Source organism: Desulfovibrio biadhensis, from assembly GCF_055388615.1.
In genome coordinates this window covers 2,476,837-2,498,598 of the sequence record NZ_AP042477.1, presented here as the reverse complement: position 1 = coordinate 2,498,598, position 21,762 = coordinate 2,476,837, and the positions used below count along the sequence as shown (strand labels likewise).

At 55.8% G+C, this 21,762-nt stretch carries 22 protein-coding genes; 18 read left to right on the top strand and 4 right to left on the bottom strand.

Annotated features, from left to right (window positions below; all coding sequences use genetic code 11):
• Position 1: 1 nt before the first annotated feature.
• The 8 genes from rnfG (at position 2) to ACZ5EH_RS10910 (ending at position 6,795) form a co-directional block, all read left to right on the top strand.
• Entirely contained in the window at positions 2-583 is a 582-nt protein-coding gene (rnfG, locus tag ACZ5EH_RS10945; protein WP_464278163.1) for an RnfABCDGE type electron transport complex subunit G, read from the top strand.
• Positions 584-595: 12 nt separating this feature from the next.
• On the top strand, positions 596-1,294 hold the full coding sequence (gene rsxE / locus ACZ5EH_RS10940; RefSeq protein WP_464278162.1) for an electron transport complex subunit RsxE: 699 nt from the start codon (positions 596-598) through the stop codon (positions 1,292-1,294).
• Between the two features lie 12 nt (positions 1,295-1,306).
• Entirely contained in the window at positions 1,307-1,882 is a 576-nt protein-coding gene (locus ACZ5EH_RS10935) for an electron transport complex protein RnfA (RefSeq protein WP_464278161.1), read from the top strand.
• A gap of 25 nt (positions 1,883-1,907) precedes the next feature.
• The gene (gene rnfB / locus ACZ5EH_RS10930; protein WP_464278160.1) at positions 1,908-2,747 is read left to right on the top strand and encodes an RnfABCDGE type electron transport complex subunit B; all 840 of its coding nucleotides are present in this window, start codon (positions 1,908-1,910) and stop codon (positions 2,745-2,747) included.
• A 44-nt stretch (positions 2,748-2,791) separates the two neighbouring features.
• Complete coding sequence (locus tag ACZ5EH_RS10925) at positions 2,792-3,823, top strand: FAD:protein FMN transferase (RefSeq protein WP_464278159.1); 1,032 nt, start codon at positions 2,792-2,794, stop codon at positions 3,821-3,823.
• 93 nt (positions 3,824-3,916) lie between these two features.
• Entirely contained in the window at positions 3,917-4,339 is a 423-nt protein-coding gene (locus ACZ5EH_RS10920; protein ID WP_464278158.1) for a universal stress protein, read from the top strand.
• A gap of 288 nt (positions 4,340-4,627) precedes the next feature.
• Positions 4,628-5,965: a sodium:proton antiporter gene (locus tag ACZ5EH_RS10915; RefSeq protein WP_464278293.1), complete on the top strand. Its 1,338-nt coding sequence runs from the start codon at positions 4,628-4,630 to the stop codon at positions 5,963-5,965.
• A gap of 245 nt (positions 5,966-6,210) precedes the next feature.
• A complete protein-coding gene (locus ACZ5EH_RS10910; RefSeq protein ID WP_464278157.1) occupies positions 6,211-6,795 on the top strand; it encodes a type I restriction enzyme HsdR N-terminal domain-containing protein in 585 nt (194 codons plus the stop codon).
• Between the two features lie 26 nt (positions 6,796-6,821).
• Here the strand turns inward: ACZ5EH_RS10910 and ACZ5EH_RS10905 are convergent, their stop codons facing one another.
• Complete coding sequence (locus ACZ5EH_RS10905; protein ID WP_464278156.1) at positions 6,822-7,082, bottom strand: hypothetical protein; 261 nt, start codon at positions 7,080-7,082, stop codon at positions 6,822-6,824.
• A gap of 448 nt (positions 7,083-7,530) precedes the next feature.
• Here ACZ5EH_RS10905 and dsrA point away from each other — a divergent pair, with 448 nt between their 5' ends.
• From dsrA to ACZ5EH_RS10885, 4 genes are all read left to right on the top strand, one after another.
• A complete protein-coding gene (gene dsrA, locus ACZ5EH_RS10900) occupies positions 7,531-8,841 on the top strand; it encodes a dissimilatory-type sulfite reductase subunit alpha (protein WP_464278155.1) in 1,311 nt (436 codons plus the stop codon).
• Positions 8,842-8,862: 21 nt separating this feature from the next.
• On the top strand, positions 8,863-10,023 hold the full coding sequence (dsrB, locus tag ACZ5EH_RS10895) for a dissimilatory-type sulfite reductase subunit beta (protein ID WP_464278154.1): 1,161 nt from the start codon (positions 8,863-8,865) through the stop codon (positions 10,021-10,023).
• A 71-nt stretch (positions 10,024-10,094) separates the two neighbouring features.
• Complete coding sequence (locus tag ACZ5EH_RS10890; RefSeq protein ID WP_464278153.1) at positions 10,095-10,316, top strand: dissimilatory sulfite reductase D family protein; 222 nt, start codon at positions 10,095-10,097, stop codon at positions 10,314-10,316.
• Positions 10,317-10,353: 37 nt separating this feature from the next.
• Entirely contained in the window at positions 10,354-11,745 is a 1,392-nt protein-coding gene (locus tag ACZ5EH_RS10885) for a cobyrinate a,c-diamide synthase (protein ID WP_464278152.1), read from the top strand.
• A 120-nt stretch (positions 11,746-11,865) separates the two neighbouring features.
• Here ACZ5EH_RS10885 and ACZ5EH_RS10880 read toward each other — a convergent pair whose 3' ends face one another.
• Both ACZ5EH_RS10880 and ACZ5EH_RS10875 read right to left on the bottom strand, forming a co-directional pair.
• Complete coding sequence (locus ACZ5EH_RS10880; RefSeq protein WP_464278151.1) at positions 11,866-12,564, bottom strand: flagellar brake protein; 699 nt, start codon at positions 12,562-12,564, stop codon at positions 11,866-11,868.
• A gap of 78 nt (positions 12,565-12,642) precedes the next feature.
• Entirely contained in the window at positions 12,643-12,882 is a 240-nt protein-coding gene (locus ACZ5EH_RS10875) for a hypothetical protein (RefSeq protein ID WP_464278150.1), read from the bottom strand.
• 93 nt (positions 12,883-12,975) lie between these two features.
• On the opposite strand from ACZ5EH_RS10875, the gene ACZ5EH_RS10870 reads away from it, so the two are divergent.
• Positions 12,976-13,335: a cupin domain-containing protein gene (locus ACZ5EH_RS10870; protein ID WP_464278149.1), complete on the top strand. Its 360-nt coding sequence runs from the start codon at positions 12,976-12,978 to the stop codon at positions 13,333-13,335.
• 21 nt (positions 13,336-13,356) lie between these two features.
• Here ACZ5EH_RS10870 and ACZ5EH_RS10865 read toward each other — a convergent pair whose 3' ends face one another.
• Positions 13,357-14,412, bottom strand: a complete 1,056-nt coding sequence (locus ACZ5EH_RS10865) for an SPASM domain-containing protein (protein ID WP_464278148.1) — start codon at positions 14,410-14,412, stop codon at positions 13,357-13,359.
• Positions 14,413-14,822: 410 nt separating this feature from the next.
• Between ACZ5EH_RS10865 and ACZ5EH_RS10860 the strand changes: the two genes are divergently transcribed.
• From ACZ5EH_RS10860 to ACZ5EH_RS10840, 5 genes are all read left to right on the top strand, one after another.
• On the top strand, positions 14,823-16,580 hold the full coding sequence (locus ACZ5EH_RS10860) for a YeiH family protein (RefSeq protein ID WP_464278147.1): 1,758 nt from the start codon (positions 14,823-14,825) through the stop codon (positions 16,578-16,580).
• A gap of 65 nt (positions 16,581-16,645) precedes the next feature.
• Positions 16,646-17,053, top strand: a complete 408-nt coding sequence (locus ACZ5EH_RS10855; protein WP_464278146.1) for a hypothetical protein — start codon at positions 16,646-16,648, stop codon at positions 17,051-17,053.
• On the top strand, positions 17,050-17,715 hold the full coding sequence (locus ACZ5EH_RS10850) for an NF038143 family protein (protein ID WP_464278145.1): 666 nt from the start codon (positions 17,050-17,052) through the stop codon (positions 17,713-17,715). The genes ACZ5EH_RS10855 and ACZ5EH_RS10850 overlap by 4 nt, the downstream gene beginning before the upstream one ends.
• A gap of 68 nt (positions 17,716-17,783) precedes the next feature.
• Positions 17,784-20,327, top strand: coding sequence for a c-type heme family protein (locus ACZ5EH_RS10845; protein WP_464278144.1), 2,544 nt, complete (start codon positions 17,784-17,786; stop codon positions 20,325-20,327).
• On the top strand, positions 20,327-21,760 hold the full coding sequence (locus tag ACZ5EH_RS10840; protein ID WP_464278292.1) for a sigma-54-dependent transcriptional regulator: 1,434 nt from the start codon (positions 20,327-20,329) through the stop codon (positions 21,758-21,760). Before ACZ5EH_RS10845 ends, ACZ5EH_RS10840 begins: the two co-directional genes overlap by 1 nt.
• The last annotated feature ends 2 nt before the right edge of the window (positions 21,761-21,762 follow it).

The following is a 21,762-nucleotide window of genomic DNA, read 5'->3' as shown; positions in this document are numbered from 1 at the left end:
CATGCGCGAAATATTAAGCATGATTGTCGTCCTGTCCGTGATCTGCGGGGTCTCGGGCCTGACGCTTTCCTATCTGAAGATATCCACCGCGCCCCTTATCGAAGAGCAGGTACTGACCTATGTGCAGTCGCCTGCGCTGACGAGCGTATTCCCGGATCCTTCCAACAACCCCATCTCTGAACGCCAGAAGTTCGAGTATAACGGAAGAGAAATCACCGTTTTTCCTGCCAAAAAAGACGGCAAACTCACTGGCGTAGCCTTTGAGACCTTTGCTGGCGGCTATGGCGGCGACATCGGCGTCATGGTCGGCTTCGACCTCAACAACGACCAGCTGGCAGGCATCGGCATCACCACCCTCAAGGAAACCCCGGGTCTTGGTATGAGAATTACCGAGGTGGGGTACACCAAGCAGTTTGCCGGCGCCGATCCCGCCAAAGTGAACCTGTCTTCCCAGGGCGGTAGTGTTGATGCCGTTTCCGGCGCTACCATTTCCTCTGTAGGAACCATCAACGCGGTGCATCAGGCAGCCGAGATTTACACCGCTTTGAAAGACAAGTTCATCCAAACTTTCGAAAAATCGTAGGAAGGTGCGATAATGGCCAGCATGTTGAAAGAATTCACTAAAGGCTTGTGGGCCGAGCTGCCGCCGTTCCGGCTCGTCCTGGGCTTGTGTCCGGTGCTTGCTGTGACCAAGTCCGCCAGCGACGGTCTGGGCATGGGCGCGGCGGTCATCTTCGTGCTCACCCTCTCCAACGTAATCATCTCGCTGGTGCGGAAAATCATTCCCAAAAAGGTGCGCATCGCGTGCTTCATCGCCATCGCGGCCTCTTTGGTCGTTTCGGTGGAAATGTTGATGCAGGCGTTTTCCTACCCCTTGTACCAGAGTCTGGGCATCTTCGTACCGCTCATCGTCGTCAACTGCCTCATCCTGGGGCGTGCTGAAGCTTTCGCCGCCAAGAACCCTGTGCACCTGGCGCTTGCCGACGGCCTGGGCATGGGTATCGGCTTCACCCTGTCATTGACCTTTTTGGGGGGGCTTCGCGAAGTGTTTGGCAAGGGCACCTTGTTCGGCTCCAGCGTGATGTGGTCTGACTACCAGCCCTTCAGCTTCATGGTCGAAGCGCCCGGCGCCTTTGTCTGCCTGGGTTTGATCCTCGCCGCCATGAACTATCTGCAGATCATTCAGGCCAAGCGTAAAGGCCAGACCCTGCCTGAAAACTTCAATGCAGGCTGCAGCGGTTGCAACGCGTGCAAGATGGCCATGGGCGGCATAGCCCCCAAGGCCGACAAATAACAGGAGCCCGACATGGATTATTTCCTGCTTTTCATTTCGGCGATCTTCGTCAACAACATACTGCTTGCGCAGTATCTGGGGAACTGCCCCTACCTTGGATGCTCCAAGGAAAAGGGCGTCGCCATAGGCATGGGCGCAGCGGTCATCTTCGTTGCCGTCATGGCCACCATCTTCACCTGGATCATTCAGAAATTCGTCCTCATTCCTCTGGACCTGGGCTACCTGCAGACCATCGTGTTCATTCTGGTCATCGCGTCCTTGGTGCAGTTTGTGGAAATGTTTTTGAAAAAGATGGTACCGCCTCTCTACAAATCCCTGGGGATCTTTCTGCCGCTGATCACCACCAACTGTGCGGTGCTTGGTATCGCCATTCTGGTGCAGCGCCAGGAATACGACTTCATAACGTCCGTTTTCTACGCCTTCTCCGCGAGCGTTGGTTTTCTGCTGGCTCTCATCCTCATGGCCGGCATCCGCGAGAAACTCGAGGTTTCTTATGTGCCGAAATCGTTGCAAGGCACTTCGATCGGCTTGGTAATGGCCGGAATCATGTCCCTGACGTTCATGGCCTTCAAAGGCATGATCGGTTAGCCCGGACAAATAAGAGGAGCGCCTCATGAGCTTGATAGTAGTTTCAATCAGCGTTCTTTTCGGACTCGGCTTTGTAGCTGCCGTCGTCCTTGCGACAGCGTCCAAGCTGCTTTACGTCGAGGAAGACCCTCGCATTGAAGCAGTTTCCGAGGCATTGCCCGGCGCAAACTGTGGCGGCTGCGGCTTTGCCGGCTGCGATGGCTATGCGGCTGCGGTCATTAACGACCCCAATGTCCCGCCCAACAAATGCTGCGCTGGTGGTGCAGAAGTCTCGGCCCGTGTTGCCGAACTGGCCGGCAAGGCAATGGGCGACGCCGAACCGCAGGTTGCCTTCCGGCGTTGCGACCGCAATGGCGGCAACGTTTCCCTGAAGTTCGACTACCAGGGCATCCCCACTTGCCGCGCAGCCAAGATGGTCCAAAACGGCCCCTACGCCTGTAACTGGTCCTGTCTCGGCTTTGGCGACTGTGTCCGGGCCTGCCCCTTTGACGCCATGAGCCTGCAGAACAATATCGTGTACATCGATCCTGGGGCCTGCACGGCCTGCGGCACCTGTGTACGCACCTGCCCCAACAACATTCTCGAACTCGTCCCGCAGCGCTCCCGCGTTATGGTGTTTTGTTCCTCCCAGGACAAGGCCAAGGACGTGACTTCAGTTTGCGACGTGGGCTGCATCAGCTGCATGAAATGCGTCAAGAAATGCCCTGCAAAGGCCATTTCCATGAAAGGCAATCGGATTCATATAGACCATGAAGCCTGTCTGGCATACGGCCCCGAATGTGAAGAGGCCTGTGTCGCGGCCTGCCCACGCAAAATCCTGCGCTGCTTGGGTCCTTGCGCCGCCAATGATCAGGCCGCGGCCTGAGAAACGAGCATACCTGCAACAGCTTTAGGCAACGGAGCACATCAATGAGCAAAACAGCCTCCATCTGCAATCGCAGAGACTTCCTGCGGCAGAGCGCCCTGCTCGGACTGGGCCTGTGCGCCACAGGCGTCGCCCCCCTGGCTGCACAAGCCGCCAAGCTTGGTCGCGACGGCCATGCCGTTTCCAGCACACGCGCCATGATCGGCACCCTGGTGCACATCACAGCGGTGCATCCTTCTAAAGATCTGGCCCAGGAAGCAGTGGGCCGCGCCTATGAAGAAATCGAACGGTTGAGCGCCATTTTCGACCGGTACAAAAGCGCCACTGCAATCTCCGAGCTCAACAGCCACGGCCGGATTGCAGGCGCCCCAGACGAACTTCTCATGGTTCTGGACCGGGCGCAGCGTTACACCTCCTTGAGCGACGGCGCATTTGACGTCACGGTCGCGCCTGTGGTCGACCTTTTCAAGGCCAAAGCCGACGCCGGCGAACGCCTTGACTTCGACCAGCGTGAATTGTCCCAGGTCATGGAACTTGTTGGCGCCAGACACCTGAGCATCTCTGGCAGAGACGCCCGATTTGATCGCAACGGTATGGCCGCCAGCCTTGACGGCATCGCCAAAGGTTACATCGTAGACCGCGCCAGCGAAGTGCTCAGCAGCCACGGCATAGAAAACCACCTTGTAAATGCAGGGGGCGATATCCGTACCAGCGGCGCCAACGCAAAGGGCAAACCCTGGACAATAGCGGTTGAAGATCCTGCAAAACAGGGGCATTATCCCAGTGTCGTGACCATGCGCAATGGCGCCATCGCGACTTCCGGCAATTACGAAGTGTACTTTGACCATGAAAAGCTCTTTCACCACATCATCTCCCCGGTAACGGGCCTTTCCCCGCACCAGGTCAAGAGTGTTTCGGTACAGGCTTCCAGCGTTCTCGAGGCAGACGCCCTTTCCACCACGGTTTTCGTGATGGGACCGCAGCAGGGCATTGCTTTTGTCAATTCCCTGCCCCATCGTGAATGCTTGGTCATCGGAATTGATGATGCAAAATACAAATCCATGAACTGGAGTTAGCAGGCGTAGGCCGCTTACGGCCAGGCTCAATCAACACCTTTGCAAACGCTGTGCGAGCCATTGATCTGAAACGTTGATGCAGGAGTTCGTAAAATGCTCTTTACCAAAATTCTGTGTGCCGTGGATGGCTCCAAGCACTCCCACAAGGCGGCGGAATATGCTCGCGGAATCGCCCGCACCCAAAAAGCAGACCTTGTGCTCATGAACTGCCCTGGTCACATCCCCACAATCGTGGGCGGCCACGCACGGGAAAAGCTTGAACAGGAATTGCAACAAGAAGGACAGAAAGTCCTCAAAGAGTTCGCCAGCCTCTGCGATGGCTACGATGTCTGCTACACCATGCATGTCAAAACAGGGAACCCTGCAGATGCGATCATCAGCTATGCCGAAGACAATGGCATGGATCTCATCGTCATGGGCAGCCGTGGTCTGACGGATCTGGAAGGTATGATTCTCGGCAGTTTGACGCACACGGTTTTGCACCGCACATGCTGCCCTGTGCTCATTATCAGGTAACAACTAGGTTTACATACGGTTTTCTTCCGGAAGGTCATTCAGAACGGACGCCAGGCATGATGGCCGAGCGCCGATGAAAAATGGAGGCGAAGCACGGTGATTCAATTTCTGCGCATAATGTGTGTTACGATAATAATAGCGCTCGTAACGCTTGCAGCCGTACCCCAGAAAGGCTTCACTGCCGAGCAGGCAGGAGAGGCGGGCGTACAGGCTGAACAGGCCCATGGCGATCAGGCGGCCCATGGCGAAGAAGCCCACGGAGGCGGTCACGAAGGCGATCTACACCATATGGCGGCTGCAATAGGCAAGGACCTGGGCGTCGTCTGGGTCATTCCTTTTGCCTGCATGCTGCTATCAATCGCCATCATGCCGCTGACCCTGCCCCACTTCTGGCATAAGAATTTCGGCAAGGTCGCTGCATTCTGGGCCCTGGCCTTCCTGGTGCCATTCATGCTCAAGTTCGGCTTCTCGCTCACGCTGTATGAAGTCGTCCACACTATGGTGCTAGAATACATACCGTTTATCATACTGCTGTTCTCCCTGTTCACAGTTGCCGGCGGCGTCAGACTTAAGGGGCAACTGGTGGGCAAACCCGTCGTCAACACGCTTGTTTTGCTCATAGGCACATTGCTGGCGAGTTGGATGGGAACCACGGGCGCGGCCATGCTGCTCATCCGCCCCCTGCTGCGCGCCAACGCCCACCGCAAATACAAAGTCCACACCGTGGTCTTTTTCATCTTCCTGGTAGCCAACATCGGCGGTTCCCTGACGCCTCTGGGCGATCCGCCACTGTTCCTGGGCTTTCTCAAGGGTGTGTCCTTCTTCTGGACCACCATCCACATGCTGCCCCCCATGATCTTCGTGGCCGTGATTCTGCTCATAGCCTACTTTTTCGCCGATACCTTGCTCTTTGCCAAGGAGGGCAAGCCCACCGTGCCTGACGCAGGCGACGAAAAGCTCGGCATCGAAGGCGGTATCAACCTGCTGCTGCTCGTCGGCGTCATTGGCGGCGTGCTCATGAGCGGCATGTGGAAAGCCGGCGTCACCTTCGACGTCTACCACGTCCAGGTGGAACTCCAGAACGTGCTGCGCGACCTGATCCTGCTCGTCATCGCCTTCCTGTCTCTCAAGCTGACCAGCGCCGAGAGCCGCCGGAAGAACGATTTCGACTGGTTCCCGATCATCGAGGTTGCCAAGCTCTTCTCCGGCATATTCTTGTCCATGATCCCGGCCATCGCCATCCTGCGCGCAGGAACGGAAGGCGCACTCTCCAGCGTCATCCACATGGTTTCCGTAAATGGCGAGCCTGTTAACAAGATGTACTTCTGGCTCACCGGCTTGCTGTCCAGCTTCCTGGATAACGCCCCCACCTATCTGGTGTTCTTTAATACCGCGGGTGGCGATGCACAGCACCTGATGCACGACCTGACCGCCACCCTGCTGGCCATTTCCTGCGGTGCCGTGTTCATGGGCGCCAACACCTACATCGGCAATGCGCCCAACTTCATGGTGCGCTCCATCGCTGAAACACAAGGCGTCAAAATGCCCAGCTTCTTTGGCTACATGGCTTGGTCATGCGGCATTCTGGTCCCCTTGTTCGTCATCGTGACCTTCGTCTTCTTTTAAGCCGTAGAACATACGCAGAATACAAGGCCGCTTTCCCCTGGGAAGGCGGCCTTTTTTTGACGATAAAGACTCCCGGAACATTTGCCGCGGCTGCCGACACATGCTAGTATCTATGCTGCTCCAGGCTGGATCCGAACGAGGCAGAACGCGTTGCCGGAAACGATGATTCATTGTTCCTGGCCCCAATAAGCGCACCCCTTCAACAGGCGATTACGCGCTGCATAGCCGGAGCAAGGAGGCGAATCATGCATGATGTCAGTCTTGGTACGACAATCGAAGATTATCTTACTGGAGAAAGCATAGAAGCCACGACGTATGAAGACCTGCGCCAGGCCATGGCGCGTCTGCTGGTGGAGGAAAAGGGCTACCCAAGAGAACGGCTCGAGCCGCGGGTCAAGGTCAGCGTCCCCGTAGATGGCAAGGAATATACGCGCATCGTTGACCTTGTCGTGTTCTCCGAGACCGGCGCACCTTTGATGGCGTTGCTCTTTTGTCCCGGCGTAGTGACCACCTACAACCGTGAATCACTGGCCGCCGCGCGGTTGCTTGCAACAGGAAGCGCCCCCTTGGTTACCGTGACGGACAGCAAGGAAGCCGTCGTGCTTGAAACGGCCACGGGGGATGTTCTGGGAGAGGGGCTTCTCGCCATTCCAGACTGGGAGCGGTTGCAGAAGCTCGCACGCGAACATCCGGCAAAGGAAATCACGCCAGAGCAACGGGAGCGGGAAAATCGCATCCTCTACGCATACAGCGAATCGCTTTACGCCTGCTGCGGCGGGGCCGCTTGCGCTGCCGCCTCAAAAGGAGGGCGATTCGGGGCGGAAGAATAAGGCAAGCAACGTACAGTGAATAAGGTCTAGGAATCTTCCGCCGCTGATTCGAGAAGGTTCCTGGCCACCTTTTCGTCGTACAGGGAAGTAGGGTCCTTCTCTCCTTGATAAAGGGCAGCAGCCTGCTTGACCACTTCCAGGGGCAGCCAGCCATGACGCTCCCAGATTTCCGGAGCCTGGCTGTTGTAAAGCCGAAACTCAATGGCGCCGTCGTTCAGCCGCACGTACATGCGCGTGGCCCTCTGCGCCGGATTTGGGTAATAATAAAGACCGCGCTCGTCTTGCATCTGGAACTCCTCGTTGGCGTTCAGTGCCGCCCATAGTTAAGGAAGGCATTAACCCTTTGAATGGAATTTACGAAAATCGGCTAGTTGCCACGTAAGATTACAACGGTCAAGTATTGCACAATCAGGCAATGTGCGTGTATGGTCTTACAGATAGGACGGAAACCCGCATCCACCTGCCCAAGAGTATGTATCGTCGCTTCACAGTGAGCGCTGTGGGGCCGCGAGACAGCATGGTTGCGGGGTTTATCGCTTGACAACTCGCTTGTTTACTTCTACGAAAGAAGTCTACATGTGAATTTCGTATCACAGGTGAAACGGGTCGGCAGGACCGTTTTGACAATGGAATTTCGCGACAACGGCTGGAGCCTGGCAGGCAAAATGGCTTTTGGCCGTAGTCATTGCGAAGGGAATGTCTTGAACCTAAACAAAGCAATGTGGAGGTAAGGCAATGGCGAAACACCAAACTCCCTTGTTGGACCAACTCGAGTCTGGGCCCTGGCCTAGCTTTGTGTCCGACATCAAGCAGGAAATCGACGCGCGGCATAAGAACGAGAAAGGTCTGGATTACCAGATTTCCGTTGACTGCCCCGAAGACCTGCTGGGCGTCCTGGAACTTTCTTTCAAAGAAAAAGAGACTCACTGGAAACACGGCGGCATCGTTGGCGTTTTCGGTTATGGTGGCGGCGTTATCGGCCGTTACTGTGACCAGCCCGAGATGTTCCCTGGCGTAGCGCACTTCCACACCGTGCGCGTAAACCAGCCCGCGGGTAAGTACTACACCTCCGAATTCCTTCGTCAGCTTTGTGACTTGTGGGATCTGCGCGGTTCCGGCCTTACCAACATGCACGGCTCCACTGGTGACATCGTGTTCTTGGGTACGACCACCCCGCAGCTCGAAGAAATCTTCTACGAACTGACCCACAAGCTGGACACCGACCTTGGTGGCTCCGGTTCCAACCTGCGTACGCCTGCTGACTGCCTGGGCATGTCCCGCTGTGAGTTTGCTTGCTACGACACTCAGGATCTGTGCCACGAGCTGACCAACGAGTACCAGGATGAGCTGCACCGTCCTGCGTTCCCGTACAAGTTCAAGTTCAAGTTCGACGGCTGCCCCAACGGTTGCGTTGCTGCATCTGCTCGTTCTGACTTCGCCATTGTCGGCACCTGGAAGGACGACATCAAGATCGACCAGGAAGCCGTCAAGGCTTACGTTGGCGGTGAATTTGCACCTAACGCCGGCGCCTTCGCTGGTCGTGACTGGGGCAAGTTCGACATCGTGAAAGAAGTTGTTGACCGCTGCCCGACTCAGTGCATGAGCTACGATGGCAAGCTTTCCATCAACAACAAGGACTGCGTGCGCTGCATGCACTGCATCAACACCATGCCTCGCGCTCTGCGCATTGGTGACGAGCGCGGCGCCAGCATCCTCTGCGGCGCTAAAGCTCCGATTCTGGATGGTTCCCAGCTCGGTTCCCTGGTGGTTCCCTTCGTGCCCGTCGAGCCTCCTTACGACGAAATCAAGGAAATCGTTGAGAACCTGTGGGATTGGTGGATGGAAGAAGGTAAGAACCGTGAGCGTCTCGGTGAGACCATGCGTCGCCTGGGCTTCCAGACCCTGCTCGACGTCATCGGCCAGAAGGCTGTTCCGCAGCACGTGTCCGAGCCTCGTTCCACCCCGTACATCTTCTTCAAGGAAGAAGAGGTTCCGGGCGGATTCGAACGCGACATCGCTCCTTTCCGTAAACGCCACCAACGCTAAGCAGATTGGGAGGACAAAGATATGGCATTCATTTCTTCAGGGTACAATCCCGAAAAGCCGATGGAAAACCGCATCACCGACATCGGCCCCCAGCATTACGAAAAGTTCTACCCCCCGGTCGTTAAGGCCAACAAGGGTAAATGGGCATACCACGAAATCCTCGAGCCCGGCGTACTGGTGCACGTGGGTGAAAGCGGCGACAAATGCTACACCGTCCGTGTTGGTGCAGCCCGCCTGATGTCCATCACGCATATCCGTGAAATCTGCGAGATCGCCGACAAGCATTGCGAAGGTCACGTACGTTTCACCACCCGTAACAACGTAGAATTCATGGTGGACGACGAAGCCAAGCTCGCCGCCCTGAAAGAAGACTTGCAGTCCCGCAAGTTCGCTGGTGGCAGCCAGAAGTTCCCCATTGGCGGCACCGGTGCTTCCGTGTCCAACGTGGTTCACACCCAGGGCTGGGTACACTGCCACACCCCCGCCATGGACGCTTCCGGCCCGGTTAAGGCCATCATGGACGAACTCTTCGAAGAGTTCACCACCATGAAGCTGCCTGCCATCTGCCGCGTTGCCCTGGCCTGCTGCCTGAACATGTGCGGCGCCGTGCACGCTTCCGACATCGGTATCGTCGGTATTCACCGTAAGCCTCCGATGATCGACCACGAGTGGCTGGACAACCTCTGCGAGATTCCCCTCGCCGTTGCTGCCTGCCCCTTGGGTGCAATCAAGCCCACCAAGGTCGAAATCGGCGACAAGAAAGTCAACAGCGTATCCGTCAAAGTTGACCGCTGCATGTACTGCGGTAACTGCTACACCATGTGCCCCTCGCTGCCGCTGGCCGACGGCGAAGGTGACGGCTGCGTTATCATGCTGGGCGGCAAGATCTCCAACCGGATCTCCGAGCCCAAGCTCTCCAAGGTCGTGGTCGCCTTCATCCCCAACGAGCCCCCTCGTTGGCAGACGCTGACCGACACCATCCGCAAGATCATCAACACCTGGTCTGCCAATGCCATGAAGTACGAACGCATCGGCGACTGGGCTGAGCGCATTGGTTGGGAAACCTTCTACGAGCTGACCGGGCTCGAGTTCTCCCACCACTGCATCGACGACTTCCGCGACCACGCCTACTACACCTGGCGCCAGTCCACCCACTTCAAGTGGACTGACCACGTGAAATAAGAAGCCGCACTTGAGTAACCATCCGGACGCAGGCCTTGCGCCTGCGTCCGGAAAAACAAAAGAGGCGAAAAATGGAAGAGTCGAAACAAAAAATCCTCGAGTACCTTGAGAACAAGAAAGGGAAAACTAAATTCTACTTTAACGACTTTCTGAAGGTTCTGCCTGACATGAAAGCCCGTGAAGTGAAAAAAGTTCTTACCGCTCTGGTCAACGACGGCAAGCTCGAGTTCTGGTCCAGCGGCAGCACCACCATGTACGGCCTGACTGGCGCCGGCAAGCGCGAAGAAGGCTAAGCCTATCGCGGCTACTGCCGTCGGCACTGTAACTACAATGCATAGGCCGCGCCTGATCATTGCAGGTCTGAGCGGAGGGGCTGGAAAAACCACTGTCTCACTAGGACTTGCCAGAGCATGGGCACGTAAAGGCCGTATTGTAACGCCGTTCAAAAAGGGTCCGGATTACATCGACGCTGGCTGGCTAGGTCTTTCTGCCAGACGGTACGCGTCGAACCTGGACCCTTTTCTCATGTCTGAAGACAAACTGCGCGCCCTCTTCTGGCACCGCGCGCAGAACACTCACATCTGTCTTGTTGAGGGCAACAGAGGACTCTTTGACGGCAAAGACCTTGAAGGTTCCTGCTCAACTGCAGCCCTTGCCAGGCTCCTCGATACCCCCATTGTCCTGGTCATGGACTGCACAAAGATGACCCGCACTGCTGCTGCTGTGCTTGTCGGCTGCCTCAATTTCGAAAAAGACACCCCCATTGCTGGTGTTGTCTGCAATCGCATAGCCGGGGCGCGACACCAGGAAATGGTCCGAAAATGCATCGAGCATTACACTGACATTCCTGTCCTCGGCGCACTTCCCAAGACCAAAACCCCCATTCCCGAGCGCCACATGGGCCTCTGGTCCACCATGGAAACTGACGATCAGGATGACGTACTCGACGGTTTGGCTGACCTAATCGAGTCCCATTGCGATACAGACGCCATGCTGGAAGTGGCCAATAATGCACCGGATGCACCGGGCGCTTTAGAAATCGGGCGTTCGCTATGGACAACGGAACCCGCCACCAGCGGCCCTCGTATTGGTGTGGTTCGCGATGCAGCCCTCTGGTTCTATTACGAAGAAAACATTGAAGCCCTGCGCAGGGCAGGCGCAGAAATCGTGGAGGTTTCCATTCTCTCCGGTGACGACTGGCCCGAGATCACAGGCCTGTACCTGGGAGGGGGGTTTCCCGAAACCAATGCCGAAGCTCTGGCGCGCAACACCCGTGTACGCCAGCGTGTACGTCAGATGGTGGAAATGGGCATGCCGGTCTACGCGGAATGCGGGGGCTTCATGTACCTTTGCGAAAGCATTGCCACCCAAGAGGGGCGAATGCCCATGGTAGGCGTGTTCCCTATTCATGTGGAATTGAGCAAACGCCCCCAGGGTTTGGGGTATGTTGAAGCGACCGTGGACCACGAAACGCCCTTCTTTTCAAAAGGCGCCACTATTCAAGGGCATGAATTCCATTACTCATGCGCCAAGGCCAAAGACGGGGCGGAACTCACATTCGCCCTCAAACTTGGGCGCGGTGAAGGAATACTCGCCGGCTATGACGGCCTGGTGTACAAGGAGACCTTTGCCTCCTACACCCACATCCACGCACTGGGCGCGCCCGATTGGGCGCCAAATTTTGTAGAAGCAGCCAGCCGTTTTTCGGAAGGGTTGCTTTGAGTTCATAGCTTTGAGCGTTTCAGCTGCACGATCAAAACAGCCTTGATCGCGGTGAACAGCCTCTCGCAAACACCTTTCCCCTCCTTCACCCATTTCTCAAAAACATCTGTAAAACGATTATTAATAGCGGGGGATGCACGTCCCCCCAAGATAATTGCCAACAGACGTCACATACCCTTCGATCTGCCGTTTCAGCGTTTCTGAAACATCCTGGAACTGGACGCCGAGAAATATCTTGTCCGCTTCTTTGCTGATAGTGCGCACCTGCCCCATAAAACTGTTGGGCATGCCGCTCTGCCCCAGAATCAAAAATTCGCAAAGGAAAGTCTGATCCACGGTGAATACGTGCCCCATCAGATCTGCCTTGCTCACCCCCATGCGGCACCCCCCTTTGGAGATGTTCAGGATGCTGGCAGACAGACGTTTTTCTCCTTGAACAACGATGGTGGCGGGCAAGAAACAATCGACCCTGGATTCCTTACGCAGACTGAAAATCTCAATTTTTGCGGGATAATCAGTAAAGAACAAATGCTGTGGTTTGTAATTGACGCCCTGTATTTCTGATGCAAAGCCACTGACTTCTCCAGCGCAACTAAGATATCTTACAATGATGCTTTTCCCTGCAAAAAGATGCTCGCGCAGTTCAAGTTTGGAAGGGAGTTTCAAAATGATGTAGCGCCCCTTCTCCCATCCAATAAAAACTGTTTTAAAACGCTCGCCAAGCCCCTGTGGTTCGATCAGACACGTATCTCCGATCTGAACGTCTATAAGAGGCGGCTCCTCATGGTGCGCTTCGTTGAAGGGCATGCTTCTGGACATGGTGAAAGCATTATATACCTTCCCTGGAAAAAATGCACCTCACTTATGACGCGTGTGAAAGCAATGGATTGTTAGCGTTTATTGCAGGCCATGGTACGCAGCTACACCTAGTAATGCACACCCTGCAAGTATGTATGCGGTGATGATACCTTTGAAAAGGCCCGGTTTTTCATCCCTGGTAATATAACCGGCGCGGTTGAAGCTAAGAAAACGGTTGCCAAAGCCGGCGCGCCCCCCTTTCCAGGCTGCCCAGGCGTAGAAAAGCAGCGCCACGCCGCCACCACCATAAATAATCACCTTTTCCATGTGTTCCTGCATACCTGACTCCACCTTCCTCGCCTGCTGGCGATAATTGTCCTATGGCTTCTGCTCGTGTTAAAAAAGCAAAAAATCGTTTCAAAGAGGACAACCATGCACAGCATCAATCTCAATGACAAGCTCAATCGCATCAGTAAACACTGGGATCCGAAGATCATCGCCGAACTCAACGAAAACTACATTAAAGTGGCAAAGATTCAGGGAGAATTTCTCTGGCACAAGCATGACAACGAGGACGAGTTGTTCCACGTTTTGTCCGGCACACTTGTCATCCGGCTACGGGATGGCGACATCACCCTGCACCCTGGAGAACTTTGTGTAATCCCAAAGGGTGTCGAGCACATGCCAGTGGCGGATGAGGAAGTACACATACTGCTCATGGAACCCAAAAGCACGCTCAATACGGGCGATGTCCAGAATGAGAGGACGAAAACCGAGGAAGAGTGGATATAAAGAACCGGCCGCGTAATGACATTAAAACGCACGGATATGGGGGCGCCAGCAATTGCCGCATTCGGGCGCTCCCTCCGTGCTTTTGCATTGACTGCGAAATTCCCGGTACTTGGGATTGCTCCAAATATGGCGCAAAGGCTGTTCCAGAACATTGCCAAAGGTGATGCGCTGCATGGGGAGTTGCATCCCTTTGAACTGATAGGTAGCGCGCCCTGCAACTGGAAACTGGGAAAAAATGCAGGGTGAAACGTCCCCATCCGGGCCCAGATAAAGCGCCCTGTGTGGGCTCTCCAGACACCCGTCGCCCCTTTCTGCATGCAGCAGAAAGTAGTGCACGTCCATGCCCCTTTTTTCCGCCTGCGCCTTTACCGATTCAAAACGCTCCATGAGCTGTACATATTGCTCCTCGCTGTCGGGCACCACTGTCTCTGCGGCCAGATTGGCGTCAGGCACGAAACTGAGTGGATTGAGGAGCAACGTTTCGACACCGAAACGTCCCAAAAAGGCAGGAAGCCTGTCCAATTCGTGCATGCTGGAGCGAAACAGCGAGTAAAGCCCCATCACGCGCGGGCTCCTGCTCCCCATGACAGTCTTTATCCGTTCGATCCGCTCCAGAGCACGACAGAGAGCATCCAGGCTGAAACCTGCGCGCTCCCTGTTTCGAGTGGCATCCAAAGAGGAAATATTCACTGTAAGGGTGTGCACACCCATCCCTACCAGGGATTCAATGGCCTTATCATCCAGCACAGAAGGCTCAAAAATCGAAGTGCTGACCCTGCACCCGGCCTTCAGTGCCACAGCCGCCATGCTGAAGAAGTCCGGATGAGAAAGTGGCTCCCCCCAGCCTTGCAAGTGGACCAGGGCCACATGGGGCAAGTCGTCGCGGATCTGCATAAAAGTCTTTAACGCCAAGTCCCTGTTTTCCCATTGGTCCTTATAAACAGCCCGCAGGGAATATCCGCTCAGCTCAGTCATATTGCGCGAACTCACGCCAACCTGCAGCCAATCCAGGCGTACAGGCCCCGATAATCGCGGCACATAGGAAGCGAGTGGCGCAAATAAACGACGAAGAGACACGGGAAACCTCCTGTGAACACTATACAGCATACGGGCACAATTAGGCCAGAGAGAATACGTATTTTTTGCATACTCCTGGCAACAGGCTGCTAACTAGCGGCAACACCTTTTTAGCGTTTTGCGACTTTGTATTCCCTCCTGTAAAGAGCGCTGCTCTTCCTTACTTTCTAGCACTTTCAAAAATAAACTATAATAACAAATATTTACAGCTATTAAGCCAGTTTTTACCGCGCTACAAACGCTCACTGCGTCTACGGCATCAAATTTGCTCTAAGAGGGCAATTAAACAGGCAAGCCCATGGTCCGTGGAAACGTGGTGACCGTTACGCTCACCGTGAGGGCATTTCCCGGGCCACTGGCATGACAAAATCCAACTGTCTTCGGACGCAAAACATTCGAGGAGAGGCGCCATGGCAGAAGAAACTCAAATCGTAAAAGACGTAGGTAGATGGGAATGGTCGGAAATGTGGAAAAAAGAGGACTGGTGGGCTATCTGGCTGGCCTTTTTTCTCCTCCTTGTCGGTGTCATAGCCTACTTCCCCAACACGGGCGCACTGCAGTCTGATGTGCAGCAGATTGAGGACAAGTACGCTGCAGACGCTGCAAAAACCACGAAATTCAAGACCGTTGCCTGGTATCAGATGATGGATGCCAAGAAAAAGGTACGGGCTCGGAACAGCGACTTCGGTAAGTTCATGAAGAAGCTGACCTCCAAACCTCACAAGTGGACGGCCAACCCTGTTGACGCCTTTTACATGAGTGACGAAGCCGCAAAGGCAAAAGCCGCTAAGTACCAGGCTCCCTATGCGGAAGCCAAGCAAGCGACTGCGGCAGCGCTGGAAGGAGCCATAGGCGCAGAGCAAATCGCAGAACAGGCCAACTTCAACGATCCTGAGCTGAACGCCGCGGCCAAAGCCGCCATTGGTGATTGGCGCGACGCCAAGCTTAAAGAAGGCAGTCTGAAGGGCAAGGCCTCGGCCAAAGGGTATAACATCATTCCGTGGATCATTGCCCTGGGTGTTGGATTCGCTGTTTTCTTCGGCATCGGCATGAAAGCCATGGGCTATTCTTTCGGCGCATTTCTGAAGGCTTTCGCGTACATTTACATTCTTACCGTCATTGCCTGGCTGGCCAGCGGACAGGCCACCATGAAGTACTACGGCATCGGCTACGCAGCCTGGGCCATTTTCTTCGGCATGCTCATAAGCAACACCGTGGGCACGCCAAAGTGGGTTATGCCGGCTGTGCAGACCGAGTACTACATCAAGACCGGTCTCGTACTGCTGGGTGCGACCATTCTGTTTGAAAAGATCATCACCATCGGTACTGCAGGCATTTTCGTGGCCTGGGTCGTTACCCCTACTGTCTGGCTGATCACCTACTGGTTCGGTCAAAAGGTGGTAAAGATTCCTTCTAAACGTTTGAACGCGGTTATTTGTTCAGACATGTCGGTCTGCGGTGTTTCGGCGGCCATTGCGGCTGCCTCGGCTTGTAAGGCCAAAAAGGAAGAGCTCACTCTCTCTGTCGGCCTTTCGCTGATCTTCACCGCCATCATGATGATTTTCATGCCCGCCGTCATCAAGGCCACCTTCCCGGTGGACAAGCAGCTGATTCTGGGTGGCGCCTGGATGGGCGGCACAATCGACGCAACAGGCGCGGTTGCCGCTGCCGGTGCGTTCCTGGGTGAGAAGGCCCTTTATGTTGCGGCCACAATCAAGATGATCCAGAACGTACTTATCGGCGTCATCGCCTTCTTCATCGCCATCTACTTCACCACAAGGGTTGAAGCTCAGGAAACCGGCCATAAGGTCGGCCCCATGGAGATCTGGTACCGCTTTCCCAAGTTCGTTCTGGGCTTTATCGCGGCTTCCATCATCTTCTCCATGCTGTTCACCTACTTCAACAGCCAGGTGGAAGGCCTGGGCGCAACCATGATCGACCAGGGCGTTGTCAAGGGCATGGGCGACTTATTCCGCAAGTGGTTCTTTACCTTGTCCTTTGTCAGCATCGGTCTGGCCACCAACTTCCGCGAGCTGCGCGAGCACTTCCGCGGCGGCAAGCCATTGATCCTCTACGTTTGCGGCCAGTCTCTCAACCTGGCGCTCACGTTGATCATGGCGTACATCATGTTCTACGTTGTCTTCCCCGATCTGACGGCAACCATCTAAACTGAAAACAAACAGGCCGGCTGCGCCGCATCGGCGTGGCCGGCCCCTCCTACAAGGATCGACAAATGACAGAAGAACGCGAAACCACCAGTCAGAAAGCTCCCATGCCACGCGCTAAAGCCTGGGGCGTTATTCTCGGCAGTGTTTTGTTTCTCTGGGTCTTCGCCATGTACCTTGGCCCCTGGATGCAGAAGCAGATCCCCACCTTCGACAAAATCGTTGACGTCATCATCGAGAAGGACATTGATTCCGGCGCCTATCTTTATACGGAAATCAAGGGTTCATACGAAGGTGAAAGCTACCTGACCAACGCCCTGCGTTATGGGGATGGCGGTAAGTTCTGGGGCTTGACCTGGCCCTTTGCCGCAGGCATCGTGTTGTGCATCGCGATTCTGTTTCTCGGGTATTGTTTTCTCCCCAATGAACACATTCCAGACCCCCTGATGCAGAACAAGGAAGCAAACGGCACATGAGCAACACAAAATCTGCGCGCCGACCGGAGGCCTCTGGCCCCAACGCGAAAAAAAACGCGAAGCAAAACGTTGTAAAAGACGACGTTTCCATGCGTGAAAAACTCGACCTCATCTATGAGCACGAGCGCGTTTTTGCCAACAGGCTCTCCGGCGCGGTCATCAAGTTGCCGCAGGTCGGCATATGGATGATTCTTATCCCCATCATCTTTGTGTTCCACTTCTTCCAGCTCCAGCGGGCCTCCAACGGGCGCAAGGACTTCGTGCAAAACTATCTCATCACCCGCAGCAAGACACTGGACGAAACATGCGCGGCTTTGGAAGAATCGCGCACACCAGATATCGCCACCCTTGCCCAGAGTGATGACGTGCCAGACGCCATACGCCACCATTATGAGGCATGGCTGAAGATATTGGCGGAATATTATGCGACGCTGCTCCGCGCCAAAGGCGGCTCTTTTGAGGACCTGGTGCGCAATGGCTATAGAAACAAAAAAACCTATCGCGAAACGTTACGCAGGTTGAATGATGCCGAGATGCGCTTCAACGGCGCCATCAAACCGCTGCTACCGGACAACGTGGACGGCGCAAACGGCATCATAGACGCCATGGAACGCTCCAGCGTTCTCCTGCGCAAGGAGCAGGCAGAAGAAATCTTCGCCTGAACCTGTCGTTACGGACGCACTGCCCAGGGTGTTGCCATGTGTTTACACCCCATGAATTGTCAAAAAGAATGAGCATCAGCTGGCCCAAAAAGTTGCAGACAAAGTTTCTGCTCGGGCTCACTGGCATCACATTTGCCGGTGGGTTGCTTTTTGCGGCGGCGCTCTACTCCCACATGCGGGCGTTGGTCGAGTCCGAAGCCTCCTCAAAAGCCGAACTGGTGCTGGCCCAGGCCCAGGCAGTGCAGCAGTATGTGCGCAGCATGCTGCGCCCCGCCATGTATCAGCTGCTTCCCGAAGACGAGTTCATTGTGGAGACCATGAGCTCCTCGTACGTGAGCCGCAGGATCATGCAGAACGCGCAGCTCGAGGATTCCGACTACAGCTATCGCCGGGTGGCCATAGATGCCCGTAATCCGGATTTTGAAGCCACCCCCCGCGAAGTCCGGCTCATCCAGCATTTTCAGGACAATACCGGCTCAAAGCAATGGTCGGGCTTTGAGACCTTTGGCGGCCGCGAATATTTCTGCACCGTGCGCCCTGTAAAGATAGAAAAAAGCTGTCTGTACTGCCACGGCGCCCCTGAAAAGGCCCCGGCCCAACTCATAGAACGCTACGGCGATACCCGTGGTTTCAACCGCTCCCCCGGGGAGATCGTGGGCATTTCAGAAGTTCTGGTACCCCTTTCCGCCGCCATGATCGACGTGCGTGGCGCAACCATAGGGTCCGTATCCTTTTCCATTGCGGGCGCCCTTTTCTGTTTTGCTGTTGCCAACGTGCTCTTCAACCGCCTGGTGGTCTACAATCTGCGGCGTGTCGCCATGGTTTTTCCAAAGTATTTTTACGAGCGGGCCGAAAGCTCTGTGCTGGAAGGCGTGGGCAGCGGCAACGAAATTGAAGAAGTCATGCACGGGGTGGAAAACCTGGCCCGAAACCTGAGCCAAGCCCAGGACAAGCTTGAAGATTACGCCCAGAATCTGAAAAAGATGGTGGACGAACGCACGGCCGACCTGGGCAGAGAGGCCGCGGACCGGCGCAGGGATGTGCAACTGTTTGTACGCCTGTTGCGCACGCTGAACCAGAGCCATGTCAGGCGTCAGCTCATTGAACGCGCCCTGCCGCTTATCTGCAAACGCTACGACATTGCCCAGGCCGCCTTTGTCTGCACCTTTGCAACGCAAAATTTCTACTCCTGGCCCAAAAACGACGAACGGCCGCCCATGCCGGACAATTGGCAGGAGCTGATAACCGAAGCCAAGCCCCTGTTCCTTGCCGACCGCGCCTATATTCCCGTCCAGCCCCAGCGCGACGTAGTGGAGGGGCTGCTCTGCCTGTTCTGGAGGCCAGCCAGCTACGACCCGGAGCGGGTCGGCGACGTGCTCATGGCTTTGGGGCGTCTGTTGGGTGTGGCCATGGAAAACCTGAATTTCCAGGACCGGCTGTTGCAGCAAAACGCCATGCTCCAGTCCATTTTCGAAGGCATCAGCGATCCGGTGCTGCTCATGGACCGCAACGCCACCGTGCTGATGGCCAACAAGGCTGCGTTTGCCCTCAGCGAACGCGAAGAGCCTGCCCTGCCTGTTCTTCCCGACACGAAAGGAGTTGGGATTATCAGTCTTTTCGGCCAACAGCAGGGCGAAACCGTTTCGCGTGCGCTCAACCAGGCCCTGGACCAGGGCGCACCAGTTTCATTCGAACTCAGACTGCAGATGGAGCGCAGCTTCATAGTCAGCATCTATCCCCTGCGGGGCACCCCCGACAGCGAAGAAGAAGCGCGGGAGCGCGTTGTTGTTTACGCCCGTGAAAACACCTCAGAAAAACGCATGCTGGCCAAGCTCCAGCAGCATGAAAAACAGGTTACCGTCGGTCGGATGGCGGCTGGCCTGGCCCACGAAATCAACAACCCTCTGGGCGTCATCCTCACCTATGCCGAGCTGTTGCAGACCACCTGCACCAGGGAGCAGGACTGCGACGACGTGGGGGTCATCATCAATCACACGCGCAAAGCCCAGAAAGTACTCCAGGACCTGTTGAATTTCGCACGCCCCAAACGAGTTTCCGAGGAACCTTGCGACCCGGGTAGCGTCATACAGGAAATCGCCTCTGTCTTTACTGTTCAGGCAGAACGCCGGGGCACGGTGCTGGAAATGAAACTATCCCCCGAACTGCCGACTGTTGATTGCGACCCCATGGCCATGGAGCAAATACTTGCCAACCTGTTGCTCAACGCTTTGGACGCCGCACCGGAACAGGAAGGGCATATTCTGCTCGCAGCCAAGACCGTAACGGAAGATGTCCAGGACGGTATGAGCAAGAACGGTTCCGGCAAAGATTTGTTCCTGCAGGTACAGGTCGTCGACAACGGGCCCGGCATTCCCCCCGAAGATACAGGCCGGATTTTCGACCCATTCTTCAGCACCAAGGACGTGGGCAAAGGCACGGGGCTGGGGCTGGCGGTTGTGTATGGCCTGGTGCAGGAACTCGGCGGCCGGATAGACATTGTCAGCAATCATTCCGATTTTGGCGGCGCAGCATTTACACTGCTGTTGCCGGCCCACCCTTCCTACTCGTCCCAGGAGGCAACCGATCCCAACCCTGTAAATGAGGTGAAATGATGCACGCTTGCGGCAAGATTCTGCTGGTTGACGATCAGCTCGACTACATCCGCGGATTGGCCCGTCTTTTGGAAGGGCATCCCTCCGGGTGTGAATGTCTGCTGGCCAGCGATGCAAGCGGGGCCCTTGAAATCCTTGGCCGCGAGCGCGTCTGCCTCATGCTCAGCGACCTGCGCATGCCGGGCATGGACGGCCTGCAACTGCTGCAACATGCCCTTGCTCGCGAGCCAGAGCTTTCTGTCGTCATCATAACCGGTTACGGAAACATCGAAACTGCTGTGGAGGCGGTCAAGGCAGGAGCCTACGATTTCATCACCAAGCCAGTGGACAAGGAAAGCCTTTTTAAGGTGGTTTCCAAAGGGTTGGAGCGGAGCCACTTGCTGGGGGAAAACAGGGTGTTGCGCCAAAAAGTCGCGGAAAGCGAACTTGGCAAGGTGCTGATCGGTGAAAGCCAGACCATGCAACACCTGCGAGAAAGCATCCGGGCCGTTGCCGCCAGCGACTACACCGTGCTCATCACTGGGGAATCAGGCACCGGCAAGGAGCTTGTGGCCCGTACCATCCACAATCTTTCTTCCAGAAGCGACCGCCCCATGCTGGGTGTGAACTGCCCTGCCATACCTGACGAACTTCTTGAAAGCGAACTGTTCGGACATGCAAAGGGCGCGTTTTCCGGCGCAGACCGCCAACGCAAGGGAATTTTTGTCTCGGCCGAAGGCTCCACCCTGTTGCTGGATGAAATCGGAGACATCTCCCACAACATCCAGACAAAGCTGCTACGCGTGCTTCAAGAGCACGAAGTCCGCCCTGTAGGCACCAACCACGCAATCCCGGTGGATGTGCGGATCATTGCCTCCACCAACCAGGACCTGGAAGCAAAGCTGCAAGACGGCAGCTTTCGCGACGATCTTTTCTACCGGTTGAATGTGCTGCACTTGCAGGCGCCCCCTTTGCGCAACCGTTCGGACGACATTCCCCTGTTGGCCAGGCATTTTCTGACCAACAGCTGCCGGGAAATGAACTTGCCGGACAAGGACATAGCCCCTGAGGTCCTGAGCTTCCTGGCGTCGCGCGCATGGCCCGGCAATGTACGCGAGCTGCAGAACTTCATGCGCCGGCTGGCGGTATTTGCGCCGTCACAAGTTCTGGACATGCCCCAGGTCTACATGGCAGAGAACGCCATGCGTCAGCCCGATCAGGAACAGGCGACGCAACTGCCCTACAAGGAGGCAAAGGCTCGGGTCGTTGACGATTTTACCAACACCTATGTGCGTGAATTGCTCCGCAATACGGGGGGCAATGTTTCCGAAGCAGCCCGCCACAGCGGCCTGGAACGCGTCTCGCTGCAAAAAATCCTCAAACGCCTGGGAATCAAGGCCGAAGAATTTCGCACGCACCCTGCACGCCCCGACGACACAGAGCCCAAACGCTGATA

Coding starts and splice junctions, on each gene's coding strand:
- rnfG (WP_464278163.1), top strand. CDS start 2: ATGCGCGAAATATTAAGCATGATTGTCGTCCTGTCCGTGATCTGCGGG.
- rsxE (WP_464278162.1), top strand. CDS start 596: ATGGCCAGCATGTTGAAAGAATTCACTAAAGGCTTGTGGGCCGAGCTG.
- ACZ5EH_RS10935 (WP_464278161.1), top strand. CDS start 1,307: ATGGATTATTTCCTGCTTTTCATTTCGGCGATCTTCGTCAACAACATA.
- rnfB (WP_464278160.1), top strand. CDS start 1,908: ATGAGCTTGATAGTAGTTTCAATCAGCGTTCTTTTCGGACTCGGCTTT.
- ACZ5EH_RS10925 (WP_464278159.1), top strand. CDS start 2,792: ATGAGCAAAACAGCCTCCATCTGCAATCGCAGAGACTTCCTGCGGCAG.
- ACZ5EH_RS10920 (WP_464278158.1), top strand. CDS start 3,917: ATGCTCTTTACCAAAATTCTGTGTGCCGTGGATGGCTCCAAGCACTCC.
- ACZ5EH_RS10915 (WP_464278293.1), top strand. CDS start 4,628: ATGGCGGCTGCAATAGGCAAGGACCTGGGCGTCGTCTGGGTCATTCCT.
- ACZ5EH_RS10910 (WP_464278157.1), top strand. CDS start 6,211: ATGCATGATGTCAGTCTTGGTACGACAATCGAAGATTATCTTACTGGA.
- ACZ5EH_RS10905 (WP_464278156.1), bottom strand. CDS start 7,082: ATGCAAGACGAGCGCGGTCTTTATTATTACCCAAATCCGGCGCAGAGG.
- dsrA (WP_464278155.1), top strand. CDS start 7,531: ATGGCGAAACACCAAACTCCCTTGTTGGACCAACTCGAGTCTGGGCCC.
- dsrB (WP_464278154.1), top strand. CDS start 8,863: ATGGCATTCATTTCTTCAGGGTACAATCCCGAAAAGCCGATGGAAAAC.
- ACZ5EH_RS10890 (WP_464278153.1), top strand. CDS start 10,095: ATGGAAGAGTCGAAACAAAAAATCCTCGAGTACCTTGAGAACAAGAAA.
- ACZ5EH_RS10885 (WP_464278152.1), top strand. CDS start 10,354: ATGCATAGGCCGCGCCTGATCATTGCAGGTCTGAGCGGAGGGGCTGGA.
- ACZ5EH_RS10880 (WP_464278151.1), bottom strand. CDS start 12,564: ATGTCCAGAAGCATGCCCTTCAACGAAGCGCACCATGAGGAGCCGCCT.
- ACZ5EH_RS10875 (WP_464278150.1), bottom strand. CDS start 12,882: ATGCAGGAACACATGGAAAAGGTGATTATTTATGGTGGTGGCGGCGTG.
- ACZ5EH_RS10870 (WP_464278149.1), top strand. CDS start 12,976: ATGCACAGCATCAATCTCAATGACAAGCTCAATCGCATCAGTAAACAC.
- ACZ5EH_RS10860 (WP_464278147.1), top strand. CDS start 14,823: ATGGCAGAAGAAACTCAAATCGTAAAAGACGTAGGTAGATGGGAATGG.
- ACZ5EH_RS10855 (WP_464278146.1), top strand. CDS start 16,646: ATGACAGAAGAACGCGAAACCACCAGTCAGAAAGCTCCCATGCCACGC.
- ACZ5EH_RS10850 (WP_464278145.1), top strand. CDS start 17,050: ATGAGCAACACAAAATCTGCGCGCCGACCGGAGGCCTCTGGCCCCAAC.
- ACZ5EH_RS10845 (WP_464278144.1), top strand. CDS start 17,784: ATGAGCATCAGCTGGCCCAAAAAGTTGCAGACAAAGTTTCTGCTCGGG.
- ACZ5EH_RS10840 (WP_464278292.1), top strand. CDS start 20,327: ATGCACGCTTGCGGCAAGATTCTGCTGGTTGACGATCAGCTCGACTAC.